The organism is Enterobacter sp. CGMCC 5087, from assembly GCF_003144775.1.
GTDB classification, from domain to species: Bacteria; Pseudomonadota; Gammaproteobacteria; order Enterobacterales; family Enterobacteriaceae; genus Enterobacter; species Enterobacter cloacae_M.
This window is the reverse complement of the sequence record NZ_QFXN01000138.1, coordinates 1-14,726: the sequence shown is the minus strand read 5'-3', so window position 1 is coordinate 14,726 and position 14,726 is coordinate 1. Positions and strand designations below refer to the sequence as shown.

The window sequence follows — 14,726 nt, the reverse complement described above, 5'->3', positions numbered from 1 at the left end:
GCCTGAGAGTATTGAGTCACTGTGCCGGGTTGATAAAGATGACCCTTATCGGGTCGATGCTTCTGGTAATCCTGAACATCCATGGCGAGATCTTTTCAGAAAATCATCAGTAAAACACAGGGAATAAAGATGAAAGGTATCATTCGTATCGGTGATAAAACCACCGCGGGCGGCCAGGTTATGGGCGGCTCAAAAACAATGAAATTTGCTGGTATTGGTGTGGCGCGTAAAGACGATCCGGTCAGTTGTCCAATATTAGGACATAGCCCTTCTTTTATCGCTGAAGGGCATCCAACTATGAAGGATAATGGCGTACCAGTTGCATTTCACGGATACAAATGTACCTGTGGATGCACACTGATCACATCTTTAAGTAATGCAACCACGAGTAAATAATGCCCGTTGATCTTACCTGTATTCCACCACGTGCAAAACGACAATCTGCCCCTTCCTTTAAGCGCTGGGTGATACTCCTGGTTGTACTTATTGTGGCCGGAGCGGGGATCACAGCCCTTTTCTGGCCTATGAACTCGCCCACTCATACGCCTACTTTCTGGTTTTGTTTTCTTGGAATCCCCTTGGCTGCCGGTGGGGTTGCATTTTCGTTTCGCTGGCTGTTTTATCTTGCAGGAGAATGGCTGGCAGATGGCTGGGATGCGGCCAGGGAGTGGGATCTTGCTCAGGATATTCGGTCCGGCCAGCGTAGTCTCGGTATGTTAGGTTACGTAGTTCATTTGCCGCATGTCATTTCGTCTGAATCCATTTCTCAACAGATGCAAATACCTGAAGGTATCATATTGCCTACCAAGGTGGATGAGAATAGCGAGTTGCTTATCCACCACGCCAGTTTTAGCGATATGGGATTACCTGTGCTGGTAAGAGTGAAGGAACGGATAAATTTGTTGTTAAGGGAGACTGCGCTACAAAACGCATTTCAACACATGCCCCAAAAGTCCCCCCTTGCTGTGTTATTTCAGTTCAGACCGGATATATCTTTATCACCCGAAGAACTTTGTGCAATACAGCTATTGGTTCAAAACAGCATTGGTTACCCTTTCTGTATTACTTTTATCAGCGGAGAAGGATTACAGGCGATTGATGCGTGGCTTGATAGACCAGATGCGATGCAGACCCTGCTTGTTATTACTCTGAACCTTACTGAAAAAATCATAGATGGTACCGGGGAAGCAGCGGCAGCACTATTGATGAGTTCACCTGAAAGACCTGAGGTAAACCGGAACGTTGTGGCTCAGGTCCATCGCCCTGAACAGATGAAGACTACCCAGGATATGAGTAGCGCGCTTATGCAGGCGTTACACTGGGGAGAGTCTGCTCCAGAAGAGATAAAACAGATCTGGTTAACGGGCACGGGTGTCAGCAATAAAGCAACCGCCTTGCTCTCAACCTCTGGTGTTCGATTTCCTGTTGCCGGAGAACCTTGTGATATTGATTTAAAAACGGGGCTGACGAGGAATGTTTCGCCCTGGCTTGCGATAGCTGTTGCTGCCGACCAGGCTGAACAGTCTAAATCACCACAACTTGTTGTGTACGTTCCGGACGAAAGTATATTTCCCTGGTTTATGACTGTTTGCCCTGTAACGAAATAATTCCCCAGCATTATCCATTGTCTGTGAACCGATAAGTTTACTTTCGGTTCCAGTTTTCCCACGACTGATAAAACTGCCATCATCTTTTTGATCGGAGTGCACTGAAGTGACGCGTCTTTTGGCAATATTTAAAAATACAACGTTCCAGCTATGGCTGATTCTTTTGTTTCTTTTTGTAGTGGGAACGACGGTTTTCTGGTTACTTGAATTCTCTCCCGAAATGCTGGGAGTGATGGATGGTTCTGTACAGCAAGGATATTGGCTTTTCACCTGTGCGCTGCTGACTGGCGGTTTGGTGTTATTTATTATTTTATTTTTTATTGTCACTCGCCTGTTCGGTGAGAGGAACTATAAAGCTGTTAAAACTGTTGCAACCGGAAAAGAATCAACGGCTCAGGCGGAAAAGAAAAAGGATAATAAATACTGGAATGAATATTTGACTCTCAGAACATCCCTCCGCCGTAGATACACCTTCTTCTGGCACCACAAAATCCGTCTGCTGCTGATTACTGGCGATGAAGCCGCGATTGAACAGCTTGTTCCAGGCCTGAAACAGCAGCAGTGGCTTGAAGGCAATCGTACCGTACTGATTTATGGCGGCAGTCTGGCTTCTGAGCCCGATCGCGAAAAATACACTGCGCTGCGTAAACTGCGCCGCGGGCGCCCGCTGGACGGTATTGTACGCGTATTGCCGCAGTCGCTCACTCTGACCCCACGAATCAGCGATAACGATTTACGCGGGCTGGAAAAAATCAGCGAACTGCTGCGTTATTCCGCGCCGGTATGGTTATGGCAACTGCGTGACAGCAAATGGTCGCAGGCAAAGCGCATTGAACAGCCGGTCGGGGCCAATTTCCCGCTGGGTGCCAAAGCTGACGACATTACCCGCCAGCTTGAGCTGCTGCTGCCCAAACTGCGGGCGCAGGGCGTGAACCAGATGCTTGAGAATAACAACCACGATTTCCTGCTGCGTCTGGGCCAGCATCTCAAAGACGGCGGGATTGCCCGCTGGGCTCAGCAACTGCTGCCATGGCTCTCCGACGCTCAGCAACGCGTTCCGCTGCGCGGCCTGATGTTCAGCCTGACGGAGAATAAAACCGCCGATACCACAAAGATAGTAGCCAGGGCGGCATCTGCCGACGCGGAGAAATATGTTCTGGAGTCACAACGTCATGCCCTTGCTCTGCCGGTGACATGGCAGAGTATCGTTGACGACTGCACTCGTGTTAGTGGCCGTCGTATCGGTATGGCATGGGAACGGACGCTCGCCTGGACGCTGTCGGCCATCATCGGTCTCTGGGGGGCGGGGTTGTTGGCCTCGTTTGTGTTGAACTATGGACAAATTACCTCTGTAGCAGGAAAAGCCCGCAGTCTGGTTGAACATCCTTCGGTATCCGATTATCAACTGACGGCACTGCATGAACTGCGAAACGACGCCGGCCGCCTGCTGCACAATGTTCAGGAGGGAACTCCCTGGTATCAGCGCTTCGGTCTTGACCATAATCAGCAGTTGCTCAACGCAATGCTGCCGTGGTACGGCGTGGCGAATAACCGGCTAATACGCGACCCGGCAAATGCTGCCCTGGCGCAAAAGCTCAACGCGCTGACAAACTCTGCACCCAACAGCGACCAGCGTGCACAGCTGGCGAAACCGGGTTATGACCAGCTTAAAGCATGGCTGATGATGGCCCGTCCGGATAAAGTCGACGGCGCGTTTTATGCACAAGCTATGAAAACCGTGCAGCCAACGCGTATGGGGATCTCCACCGGTTTATGGCAAAGCCTGTCACCGGATTTGTGGGCCTTCTATATCTCTGAACTGCCAAAGCAACCACAGTGGAAAATCACGCCGGATGCACAGCTGGTTAGCCAGAGCCGCCAGGTGTTGTTGCAGCAGATTGGCCGCCGCAATGCAGAAAGCACGCTGTACGAGAACATGCTCAAATCGGTACGCCGTAACTTTGCTGATGTATCCCTCGAAGACATGACCAGCGGTACCGATGCGCGGCGACTGTTCACCACCAATGAAGTAGTGCCGGGCATGTTCACCCGTCAGGCATGGGAAGGGGGGATTCAGCAGTCCATCGAAAAGGCCGCAAATTCCCGACGGGATGAAATCGACTGGGTGCTGAGCGATTCCCGCAAAGCCGTATCGGCGGACATGTCGCCGGAAGCGCTCAAAGCACGCCTGACAGAGCGTTACTTCACTGACTTTGCCGGCAGCTGGCTGAACTTCCTTAACAGTCTGCGCTGGAATTCTGCGAACAATATTGCCGATGTGACCGACCAGTTGACGCTAATGAGTGATATCCGCCAGTCTCCACTGATTGCCCTGATGAACACCATCGCCTGGCAGGGGCAGACCGGCCAGCAAAGCGAAGGCCTTTCGGACTCCATTATCAAATCGGCAAAAGATCTGGTTGGTGGAAAAGACAAACCCGCAATTGACCAGTCTGCGACAGGTCCACAGGGACCACTGGATGAAACTTTCGGTCCGCTGCTTCAGCTTCTCGGCAAAAATACGGGCAGCAACGTCATGTCGGCTGACAACTCACTGAGCCTGCAGACCTATCTGACCCGTATCACCCGCGTGCGTCTTCGCTTGCAGCAGGTGGCCAGCGCCTCGGATCCGCAGGAGATGATGCAAACCCTGGCGCAGACCGTATTTCAGGGAAAAAGTGTGGATCTGACCGACACCCAGCAATATGGCAGTCTGATTTCGGCAAGCCTTGGTGAAGAGTGGAGTGGTTTTGGTAGCACGATGTTTGTGCAGCCGCTGACCCAGGCCTGGGAGACCGTACTCCAGCCGTCGGCGGCGAGCCTGAATGACAAATGGAGCCGCTCCGTGGTGGCGAACTGGCGCACCGCCTTTGACGGGCGCTTCCCGTTCGCTGCGAGCAAGAGTGACGCCTCTTTGCCGATGCTGGCAGAGTTCATCCGTAAAGACAGTGGGCGCATAGATCGATTCCTGACCACAGAGCTCAATGGAGTGCTTCACAAAGAAGGCAGCCAGTGGGTACCGGATAAGGTCAACAGCCAGGGGTTGAGCTTTAACCCGGCCTTCCTGCGGGCCATTAACCAGCTGAGCGAGTTGTCAGACATTCTGTTTACCGATGGCAGTCAGGGCATCAGCTTTGATCTGCAGGCGCGTCCTGTGCCGCGGGTAGTGGAGACGCAGCTAACAATTGATGGACAAAAGCTGCACTACTTCAACCAGATGGCCGACTGGCAAAGCTTCCGCTGGCCGGGAGAGACTTACAAGCCGGGAACGATGCTGACATGGACCTCCGTCAATGCAGGCGCGCGTCTGTTCGGGGATTACCGAGGGACCTGGGGCTTTATTCGCTGGCTGGATCAGGGCAAACGGCAGCAGCTTGACCGCAGTCAGTGGATGATGAGTTTCACCGCCCCGGATGATAGTACGCTGCAGTGGGTATTGCGTTCACAGCTGGGCAACGGGCCGCTGGCATTACTGGCACTGCGCGGCTTCACGCTGCCGGACCAGATTTTCAGCGTTGACAGCGCGGCCACGGCTCAGGCTCTGATGGCCAATACGGAAATCAGTGACATGGATGGAATCGAATGATGAGCACTCTTCAGAATCTGGTTGCCGCTTGTCAGGCGGACGAAACTGAGCTGCGGCAGCAGGCGCAGGCGCGCACGGAACGCTGGCATCCCTGGCTTTCCCCTATCAGCGATACCCGTCCAGCTGGGGACGAGCCGGGATATGACGATGATTTCCAGCGTATAAGAGAGGAGGTCAATAAACTCTCCGGCATCGATACCGGGCTGATTTGTACGCTTGCCGAAAAACTGCTGACCACTACCGCCAAAGATATTCGTATTGCGACCTATTACTGCTGGGCCCGTCTGCACCAGGACGGAGAAGCTGGCTTTGCCGAAGGGCTTGAACTGCTGGCGGGATTACTGCAACGCTACGGAGCGCAGCTTTATCCGCAGCGGGAGCGAAGCCGTAAACCGGCGCTGGAGTGGCTTGCAGGCTCTCGTCTGCTTGATAGCCTGTCCTTGTGGCCTGAAGTGGTACGCGACGATGCTATGCGCACTACCGGTGCGCTGCTGCTCATCCACAGCAGTCTGGACGCTGAGCCAGAAGCGTCATGTCCGGATCTGAATGCGCTTTACAGCGCGCTGGAGTCCCGCCTGATGAAGGCCGGTGGCGTGGATGCTTTGGTTCCACAGAACGCCAGTAATACCCCTCAGTCACAGACCTCTGCACACACGACAGAGCATGACGCTCCAGCCCTGAGCCGCATCACGTCCGGTCAGGATTTGTTGACTCAGGCCCGTACCCTGGCGGGGTATTTGCGTGAACAACCCGATGGCTGGCTTCCCGCACACCGGCTGATGAAAAGCCTGCGTCATGACACGCTGAGAGCGATCCCCGCACCTGATGCCGAGGGGAAAACACGCATTGAACCGCCGCGTGCTGACCAAAGGGCCATGCTTAAGCGGTTGTACTTGCAGCAGAGCTGGCTGGAGATACTGGAGCAGGCGGACAGCACTTTTTCGCGTGGCGCCAATCACCTCTGGCTGGATTTGCAGTGGTATATCCACCAGGCACTGATGAAATCGGGGCAGGATGTACTGGCTGATATCATCGCCGCCGACCTGAAAGGACTGCTGCGCCGACTCACAGGACTTGAAACGCTGGCCTTTAATGACGGAACGCCGTTTGCCGATGAGGTCACGCTCAACTGGATAAACCAGAGCGTGCTGGACGATATGTCCGGCTGGCGTGATGAGCAGGTCAGTGCTGTCAGTGAGACGGGCAACGACATTCTGGCCCTCGAGCCGGAAGCGCTGGAAAAAGCGGATACGGATGGCCTGGATGCCACACTGCATTGGCTGCAGACACGTCCAGGGACGGACTCCATGAAAGACAAATGGTTGCTGCGCCTGCTGATGGCTCGCGTGGCGGAGCAGAAGGGCAGGAATGAACTGGCGCTGCATCTGCTGGGTGAACTTGATGGTGCTGCGGAATCAATTACCCTTACGCAGTGGACACCGGCGCTGCTGTTTGAAGTGAAATCGCGTCGCCTCCGGTTGCTGCGCATGAAAGCCACACGCAGTGAAACCGATAAATCACGGCTTCAGCCTGAGATGGACCAGCTTCTGGCCGGTCTTATTGCGCTCGATCCGGCAAGCAGTGCGGTGCTTTGCGGGTAAAACGCCCGGCCTACCTTTAAAATTCATATATTCAGGTTCTTATGGACGATTTAACCCTGCGTTATTATGACGCTGAAATGCGCTATCTGCTGGAAGCCGGTGAAGAGTTTGCCCGTGCTCACCCTGAGCAGGCGGCAATGCTCAACCTTGATAAAGCCGGGGCGCGCGACCCGTACGTGGAGCGCCTGTTCGAAGGCTTTGCCTTCCTGATGGGGCGGCTTCGAGAGAAGCTTGATGATGACCTTCCTGAACTGACCGAAGGGCTGGTCAGCCTGTTGTGGCCGCATTACCTGCGCACCATACCGTCGATGTCGGTGGTGGAGTTCACCCCTGACTGGCGAGAAATGAAAGAGCAGATGCGTATTGTCAAAGGTTTCGAGATTAACTCGCGGCCGATCGGTGAAAAGGGTACGCGCTGTCGGTACACCACAACTAAAGATATAACTCTCCAGCCGCTGTCGCTGGAACACGCTCGCCTGTCTACTGACCCTGACGGGCGTTCGGTCATCAACCTGCGCTTTAACTGCAGCCATCTGGCGGACTGGAGCCGTGTCGATCTCAGCCAGATCCCGTTCTACTTCAATGCTGACGCACCGTTGGCCTGCGCCATGCACGAAGCCTTCACCATGAATGTTGCCCGCCTGTGGCTGCGGATGCCAGGTGACATGGACAGAAGACCGCTCGACGGGTACTTCGCCGCTCTGGGATTTGGCGATGACGATGACCTGTGGCCGAAGGGCAACAGCAGCTTTAGCGGATATCAGCTGTTGCTGGAGTACTTCACCTTTCGCGAAAAATTCATGTTCACTGGTCTGCGTGGACTGGATGGCGTCAACTTCCCGGCTGAGCTTCCCTGGTTTGAAATCGACGTGGTGCTGGCAGAACGCTGGGAGCATGACTTTAACTTTACCGAAAAACACCTGCGCCTGAACTGCGTGCCGGTGATTAACCTGTTCCCGCTGGAATCTGACCCGCTGACGCTTAACTCTCTGCAGACCGAATACATGCTGCGCCCGATGCGCGTGCAGGATGGGCACACCGAAATATATGCGGTGGATTCGGTGACGTCATCGAGCCAGCATACCTACGTACCATTTTCAAGCTTTCGCCACAAAGGCGGAATGATGCGCCATGAAGCCCCGGAATATTACTACCACACCCGCGTGCGGCGAGGTTCGTCAGGGCTGTACAATACCTGGCTTATTCTTGGTGGCGAAGCGTTTGATAATCACACCGTTCCGGAAGATGAAAGCTTGTCGTTGACGCTCACCGGTACCAACGGCCAGCTGCCGCGACGGGCGTTGCAAAGTACCGTGCTCGATACGGTGATGAAAACTACGTCGGCCAGCATCGTCGTGCGTAACCTGTGCGCGCCGACACTGCCCTGTTATCCACCTGCGCAAGACCGTTTCCACTGGCGCGTGCTGAGTCACCTCGGCAGCGGGTTCCTGTCGATGATGGATAACGCAGATGTGCTGCGCGGTACCCTCGCGCTGTACGAGTGGACCGACGGCGAGATGAACCGCCGTCGTCTGGAAGCCATCATCGACGTGAAGCACAGTGAAACTGAGCGATTTGAGCAGGGATACCTGGTGCGCGGCGTGCAGATTGAAGTGACGCTAGACAGCTACGGCTTTGCCGGGCGCGGCGACATCTGCCTGTTCGGCGAGATGCTGAGCCGCTTCTTCGCGCTCTACACCGACATCTATCTGTTTAACCGCCTGATTATTATCCTGCAACCAACCGGAGAGCGCCTGGAATGGGAAGAGAAGCACAACCGCCGCATTCCCGGCTGACACCGCGGCTGGAAGCCGACCTTCACCGCATTAACTTCTATCGATTATGTCAGCTGCTGGAGAAAAACAATCCCGACAGGCCGCTGATGGGATCGACCAGCCACCCCGCAGATGACCCGGTACGCTTTGCACCGCACCCTGGAATGGGGTTTCCGGCCAGCGAACTGAAGGCTGTCGAATATGATGAATACGATGACAGCAAGCCGCCGGTTATCCGTACGACCTTTATGGGGATGTACGGGGTCGATTCCCCATTACCAACGGCGTATCTCGATGACATCACCCAGCGCCGGGAAGGGCATGAGGCGCTGCAGGGCTTTCTGGATATTTTCAGTCATCGCATCCTGACGCAGTTTTACCGCGTCTGGCGTAAATACTCCTATCCGGCCACGTTTGAGCCCGGCGGAACCGACAGCATTTCGCAGTCGTTATTGGGTCTGGTGGGGCTTGGTATACCGGGCACGGCAAATCACATTGCCACGCCGGTGTCGCGCTTTCTGGCCCTGCTGGGAGTTCTGCAACAACCGGGCAAAACTCAGGAAGGGATGCAGGCACTGGTGTGCCTGCTGGCCCCCGATACGACGGTGCAGGTGAGTCCATATTGTCTGCGGCCTGTAGAGATCGACAGGCCGCTGGGTTTTTACGGTGACGAAGATTTTCTGCTTGATGGCAACACGCCTCTGGGTGACGAAGCGATGGATGCCGGCAGCCAGCTGCTGATTGCTCTTGCGACGGACAACGAACACGAGGCGCAAGGCTGGAAACCGGATGGCCAGTTATACATGGATTTCCTGGTGATGCTGCGGGTGTATCTGGGCTGGCGGTTTAAGGCCAGAATAACCCTGACGACGTCTGTTCGACTGCTGGCCGTCCCCCCGCTGGGTGAGAACCCTTTCTGGCTGGGAATGAACGGCGTGCTGGGAGCAGAAGATGATAGCCATCCTGATGACATTCCTGAAACTTTTACGACAGAACTGGGCTATTACAGCGGGCTGGAGCCCGCGAAACCACAACAAGGAAACCGACGTGTCACGTACAAATTTAACTAAAACCGCGCGCTGGATGATCCCTCTCATGGCGCTTATTCTGACCGGTTGCGGGGTGACGCAGAGCGTTACCGACGGTACCAAATCGGCGTTTAATTCTGTGTTCTATAAAAAAATTAAAATCCTGCATCTGGATTTCACCGCGCGCGAAGCTCTGAACACAGACTCTCGCGAAAATAACTCGCTGTCTGAGCCTGTCGTGGTCAGGGTTTACCAGCTCAAAGACCGCAAAACCTTCGATAAGACGGTTTATCAGCAATTGCTTCAGGATGATGCCAGCATTCTGAAAGACGATATGCTGGCCAGTCGTAATATCGTGGTAAAACCGGGGGGGGATGCAAGCCTTGATATGCCGATGGAAGAAGAGGCGCAGTTTGTCGCGGTAGTGGGGCTGTTTCGTCATCCGGACATGACCAACGACACCTGGAAGCAGGTTATCAAGCGCAGCGATCTGGATCCCGATAAACCGCGCATTCTGGAAGCCTGCGAGAACCATCTGATGTTGCAACCGCTTAAGGACGACTGATGCCCCAGGGACATAACACGCCTTCGCTGTATGAAATGCTAACCGGAAATTTTAGCGGTGGCCTCGACCTTAAACAGGTCAGAGAAGAAAACCAGGTCATCCTTTCGGTTCTGGACAATATGCAGCGCGTTCTCAACTGTCGCGCCGGCACGCTGGCGCATCTGCCTGATTACGGGCTGCCCGATATGACAAAAATCCTGCAGGGGATGCCCGGAACGGCTCATGAGCTCATGGGGACATTGTCTGCCGTTCTGCTCAAATATGAGCCACGCCTGAAAAAAATAGACGTTGTTCTGCTGGAGCAGAACATTCCCGGCGAGCTGCGCTATGCCATTGACGCTGAACTTAAAGGGATTGGCCTGGTGCGCTACGGGACTGAGTTTATGCCCGAAGGATGGGTCCTGTTGCGGCATCTCAGGCAACAGCAGTATCTCGATACAACACCTCGTATATAAGGTCAGTTACCACCATGTCAGTAAAATCACAGTTCCTGAAGAAGCTGCAGGCGCGACAACCTTCACCTGTTCCCGCAGTTAGCAAGAGTCAGGCTGATATTACAGCGTTTCGCCAGCGAATGGCTCAGCTTCAGGATCAAATGGACGCGTGGCTGACAGATACCGGACTGAATGCAGAGCCACTGGCGGTATATGTTCCGGACCTGCTGGTGGAGGGTGGGGCTTTTGATATTTCCGGTATCGTCCTGCGTTATGGTAACCGGGCGGTTAAGTTTATGCCGATATTTCTGTATGGACAGGGAGTTGCAGGCTGTGTCGAGGTGACTTTTTTTTCCGGGTACAGCGCGATTTCTCAAGGACGCCTGTTCATGCGGGTGGGGAGTGTATATGACTGGATCTTTACTCCCCCTGATACATCACCTCAGTCAGGACAACTATTTGATGAAGGTGTTTTTTTCGGTCTGATTTTAGCGCTGCTGCCCTAGCAATAACATTCATTCCTTTATTAGTCATTGCGTTTCTACACGCAAAATTGCTTTACACATCAACTGACGATATTAACCGACACGGATATGCAGGCCCTGCAGAATGACCAAACATATAACGTTAAAAACCGGCGGCGACCCGCGTACGCTGCCAGATTATGCCGCCCTCCGCGATGAACTCAGTAAGCTTACACATCCTGCTCGCCCTGATGTGAACTGGCAATATGTCCAAAGACTCTGTCTCTCAATGTTTGAACAGAACGGTGTGGAGTTGCAGACAGCAGCCTGGTACACCCTTGCCCGTACTCACCTGTCTGGATTAGCTGGCCTGAATGAAGGGCTGGCGATTCTGGAGGCCCTGATTAGCCGCCAGTGGGAAACCTTATGGCCGAAGACACAACACGCTCGTATGGAAATCCTTAGCGGCCTGAGCCAGCGCCTGCAGCAGCGCATGCGTATGCTTCCATTCAACAGCAGCCATCTTAGTGAGCTTTATCGTGCTGAAGCGTTACTTACCAGCCTGAGCGCGGTGCTCCAGCGCCTTGAGCTTAAACACCTTAGCCAGCTCGATACGTTACGAACGTTAATACATTCAAATGCTGAACGGCTGGAAAGCAGTAATGAGACGTCCGATTTGAATGTGAACATGAAGCCCGATAGCGAATCGCCTCTGGAGAAAGCCGAACCGATCGAAGAGGTGAAATGGGTATATGTGGTGCATCAGGAAAATCAGCCTAATGGAGAGGATCGCACGACAGCCCCCGTGCCTGTCAGACAGTGGAAGCCCTTTTTTGTCGGGATGTGTTCCACGCTGGTGGTTTGTATCGCTGCGGCGTGGGGATGGGTTTCTTTGTCCAGACCCGACCCCCTGGCGACTCAGGCTTTTGCCTCTCTGGCTCCGTTACCTGAAGTGCTCACGCCTGTGCAGCAAAACGCGTTAACACTGCGAGGTAGTTTACCGTCCACTTTTATCGCAGACACTCAGCAGCAGCTTGCCCGCCTGGATAAACTGCCTCCTGACTGGAATATTTCCTACAGCCTTCAGCTGTTAAAGCAGCTCCAGACATTATGGCCGGAGGAGGCGAAACCGCTCACAATGCAGTGGCAGCAAAAATTTAACGCGGCAGCGTTACCTGTCGACGCAATGAACAGCTGGTATCAGGGAATGATGACGCTTCAGCAACTGAGTCATCGGCTGAGTAGCCTGGACGAGCAAAAAGGAAAATACATCACGGTAAGCGAGCTTAAATCCGTAGTTTTTTCGACTATACAGTCATTTAACCAGACGATACCGGCTGAAGAACAACTCAGGCGCCTGTCACAGCACCCAGCAGGAGATGCGCTTCCTGAAGCAGAAAAGACTCAACTGGAGTTGCGTCTTAAACAGCTGGCAACGCGTTACGCTCAAATAAAACAGGATTCTTCTGCTCAGTGAATTCTGGCGGTGGACAAACGAATGTACTGGAAAAAGTGGGAGGATAAAGTGTCCCCTGCAGGAATCAAACTGCGATGTTAATGCATTGTTTTTTATTGGTATTTAAAGGTTTGTTTTTAATCATACCCGCAATCGTGCCCTCATCTTGTTTTGGTTACTTTTGACAGGAGTTTCTAGAGGTTGAGGGGAGTGCAGAGTTTAGGGTATGAATACAAGTTTTATAGCTTTCATTCCCGTAGTCAAAGATAACATCTTTGACAGAATTTTTATATATTTCACCTTGCCGCCAGCGCCCCCGGATAGTGCCGGGCGATGATGTCATTCAGCTTATCAACCAGCTCTGGTCGTTTGAAGCTGATATGGGCTGTTCCCTTCTGAAAGTACTTGATCGCAAACATCTCATCCTCGTAACGGTTGCTGTGCCTGTTCTCATGGATATGATCGCCCAATCGGCGGCTAACGTCAGCGCGGTTGTCGGGGACAGGTTTGCCATCCAGAAGCATCAGCATACGCTCAAGGTCTGCCAGTCGGTCACGCTGCCAGCCCCAGTTAAGCCCAAATCCCCACCGGTCATATTTGACCAGTCCCGTCACGATGACTTTCGCGCCAAACTTACAGGGGCAATTGGTCTTGTAGTCCCAGCTTAAGCCTTTGAATACGTTAATGACTCCTCGCTCAAACACCTCACCTTTGCTCTGATGCAGTTGCTCAAATGTGCTCAGAATGTTGGCTTCGCTGACAGCCGGAATATCCTCCCCTTCAAGGTTTTTGTACCACTCATCACGGGCCTGAGCATCCATCAGGCTCAGCATCCCCGATTTCTTCATCAGGTCTTTCCAGATACCGCGATCAATATTGCGGGTGATGGCTTTCATCGCGGTTTCGGGTTTCTCCATCAGCCAGCAGTCGTAACGGTATTGCCGCACTCCCCATTCATTCGCTTTGCCCCCGCCAATACTGTCGGTGACTGCAGAAATATCATTAAGTTGATGAATAAGGATTTCTGTCAGGCTCAACGCTGCATTACGTCCGGTAACAATGCGCTCAATGCTGGTGGAGCAAATCACGTCGGTGTGGTCGGTGAGTACTTCGGCTTCTGTCTGCATGTTAAATCTCCATAAAAAGAAAAGGCCCGCAACGAATGCGGGCCGGGGTTGTGTGTCCATCAGGACTACGGGGGGATGTAAAACGGTGGGGGGCAACCATCGATCGATGTAGCCGATCGATTTTCGAAAATTGATCTGCAAAATGAATTATCCCTCCGTGCAGTCCCTGTGCCAGAATCCCGAAAACAAATTTAACTGATTGTTTATCAATTCATTTCCTGTCTTAACGAGGGGCGGTTGCCTTTTGTTCTGCGAACAGGGCAGCGAAATAACCTAACGGATGGTGTGATGAAAAAATGCGCACGTTGTAATAAGAAAAGGTGTGTTCTGGACCGGATTTTCGGGCTCGATAAAGAATTCTGCGACGAGTGCTTATTTGATACCGGGCAGGAAATCAGGGAAAAACACATTATCCCCGTCAGGCGTCAGAAAGATGACAGCCAGGGGAAAGCGTAGCCCGGTATGAAGCCTGAAATTGATGTCAGCGTCATTATCCCGGCCTTCAATGCGCAGGCCTCCATCGGTTATCTGGTGCATAAGCTCCTGAGTGAGCAATCGCTCAGCATGGAGGTGATAGTCGTGGATGACGGCTCTACCGACGAAACGTGGACCATACTCAGCGCCATCACCGATGAGCGGCTGGTCCTTATTCACCAGGAAAATCAGGGTGTATATGCCGCACGTAACGCTGCCCTGGCGGTTCACGGCGGCGAGTGGGTGGTATTCCTGGACGCTGATGACCGGATAGCTGACGGTTTTCTGCGGGAACGGCTGCACACTGCCCGGGAAGCGCAGGCCGATGTCGTCGTGTTCAATGGCTGGCGTGCCAACAGCACGGGTCACCCTCGCTCCCCTGTGCACAACAAACAACCCAGCGGCCAGACGCTTACCGGCCAGCAGTGGATACGTCACTGCGTGAAACAGCGCGAATGGCCGCATTACCTGTGGCTGCAGATTATCCGCTCAGGTTATATCCGCGGGCATGGCCTGCGATTCCGGGAAGGGAAAAGCCACAAGGACATTCTCTGGACAATCCATCTCGCAGCCGGAAACGGTCGCTTTTATTTCGCTGACCGCAAGGAT

The 14,726-nt window shown here is 53.5% G+C and carries 12 protein-coding genes; 11 read left to right on the top strand and 1 reads right to left on the bottom strand.

Annotation, left to right across the window (positions count from 1 at the left end; translation table 11 throughout):
- Window positions 1-129: 129 nt before the first annotated feature.
- The 10 genes from DEO48_RS12810 (at window position 130) to DEO48_RS12765 (ending at window position 12,537) form a co-directional block, all read left to right on the top strand.
- Entirely contained in the window at window positions 130-396 is a 267-nt protein-coding gene (locus DEO48_RS12810; protein ID WP_109845386.1) for a PAAR domain-containing protein, read from the top strand.
- On the top strand, window positions 396-1,607 hold the full coding sequence (locus DEO48_RS12805) for a hypothetical protein (protein WP_109845385.1): 1,212 nt from the start codon (window positions 396-398) through the stop codon (window positions 1,605-1,607). The genes DEO48_RS12810 and DEO48_RS12805 overlap by 1 nt, the downstream gene beginning before the upstream one ends.
- 436 nt (window positions 1,608-2,043) lie before the next feature.
- Entirely contained in the window at window positions 2,044-5,193 is a 3,150-nt protein-coding gene (locus DEO48_RS12800; RefSeq protein WP_375232171.1) for an ImcF-related family protein, read from the top strand.
- A complete protein-coding gene (gene tssA, locus DEO48_RS12795; protein ID WP_109845383.1) occupies window positions 5,193-6,794 on the top strand; it encodes a type VI secretion system protein TssA in 1,602 nt (533 codons plus the stop codon). Before DEO48_RS12800 ends, tssA begins: the two co-directional genes overlap by 1 nt.
- A 41-nt stretch (window positions 6,795-6,835) precedes the next feature.
- A complete protein-coding gene (tssF, locus tag DEO48_RS12790; protein WP_109845382.1) occupies window positions 6,836-8,590 on the top strand; it encodes a type VI secretion system baseplate subunit TssF in 1,755 nt (584 codons plus the stop codon).
- Window positions 8,554-9,639, top strand: a complete 1,086-nt coding sequence (tssG, locus tag DEO48_RS12785) for a type VI secretion system baseplate subunit TssG (RefSeq protein WP_109845381.1) — start codon at window positions 8,554-8,556, stop codon at window positions 9,637-9,639. Before tssF ends, tssG begins: the two co-directional genes overlap by 37 nt.
- Window positions 9,617-10,162, top strand: coding sequence for a type VI secretion system lipoprotein TssJ (gene tssJ, locus DEO48_RS12780; RefSeq protein WP_109845380.1), 546 nt, complete (start codon window positions 9,617-9,619; stop codon window positions 10,160-10,162). Before tssG ends, tssJ begins: the two co-directional genes overlap by 23 nt.
- A complete protein-coding gene (gene tssE / locus DEO48_RS12775; RefSeq protein WP_109845379.1) occupies window positions 10,162-10,617 on the top strand; it encodes a type VI secretion system baseplate subunit TssE in 456 nt (151 codons plus the stop codon). The genes tssJ and tssE overlap by 1 nt, the downstream gene beginning before the upstream one ends.
- A gap of 14 nt (window positions 10,618-10,631) precedes the next feature.
- Window positions 10,632-11,102: a hypothetical protein gene (locus DEO48_RS12770; protein WP_109845378.1), complete on the top strand. Its 471-nt coding sequence runs from the start codon at window positions 10,632-10,634 to the stop codon at window positions 11,100-11,102.
- Window positions 11,103-11,205: 103 nt separating this feature from the next.
- On the top strand, window positions 11,206-12,537 hold the full coding sequence (locus DEO48_RS12765; protein WP_109845377.1) for a VasL domain-containing protein: 1,332 nt from the start codon (window positions 11,206-11,208) through the stop codon (window positions 12,535-12,537).
- A gap of 275 nt (window positions 12,538-12,812) precedes the next feature.
- Here DEO48_RS12765 and DEO48_RS12760 read toward each other — a convergent pair whose 3' ends face one another.
- Complete coding sequence (locus DEO48_RS12760; protein WP_109845376.1) at window positions 12,813-13,643, bottom strand: DUF4942 domain-containing protein; 831 nt, start codon at window positions 13,641-13,643, stop codon at window positions 12,813-12,815.
- Between the two features lie 462 nt (window positions 13,644-14,105).
- On the opposite strand from DEO48_RS12760, the gene DEO48_RS12750 reads away from it, so the two are divergent.
- Window positions 14,106-14,726, top strand: a 621-nt coding sequence (locus DEO48_RS12750) for a glycosyltransferase (protein WP_109845374.1), incomplete at its 3' end; no start/stop codon positions are given.

Coding starts and splice junctions, on each gene's coding strand:
- tssG (WP_109845381.1), top strand. CDS start 8,554: ATGGGAAGAGAAGCACAACCGCCGCATTCCCGGCTGACACCGCGGCTG.
- DEO48_RS12805 (WP_109845385.1), top strand. CDS start 396: ATGCCCGTTGATCTTACCTGTATTCCACCACGTGCAAAACGACAATCT.
- DEO48_RS12810 (WP_109845386.1), top strand. CDS start 130: ATGAAAGGTATCATTCGTATCGGTGATAAAACCACCGCGGGCGGCCAG.
- DEO48_RS12770 (WP_109845378.1), top strand. CDS start 10,632: ATGTCAGTAAAATCACAGTTCCTGAAGAAGCTGCAGGCGCGACAACCT.
- tssE (WP_109845379.1), top strand. CDS start 10,162: ATGCCCCAGGGACATAACACGCCTTCGCTGTATGAAATGCTAACCGGA.
- DEO48_RS12760 (WP_109845376.1), bottom strand. CDS start 13,643: ATGCAGACAGAAGCCGAAGTACTCACCGACCACACCGACGTGATTTGC.
- DEO48_RS12765 (WP_109845377.1), top strand. CDS start 11,206: ATGACCAAACATATAACGTTAAAAACCGGCGGCGACCCGCGTACGCTG.
- tssF (WP_109845382.1), top strand. CDS start 6,836: ATGGACGATTTAACCCTGCGTTATTATGACGCTGAAATGCGCTATCTG.
- tssA (WP_109845383.1), top strand. CDS start 5,193: ATGAGCACTCTTCAGAATCTGGTTGCCGCTTGTCAGGCGGACGAAACT.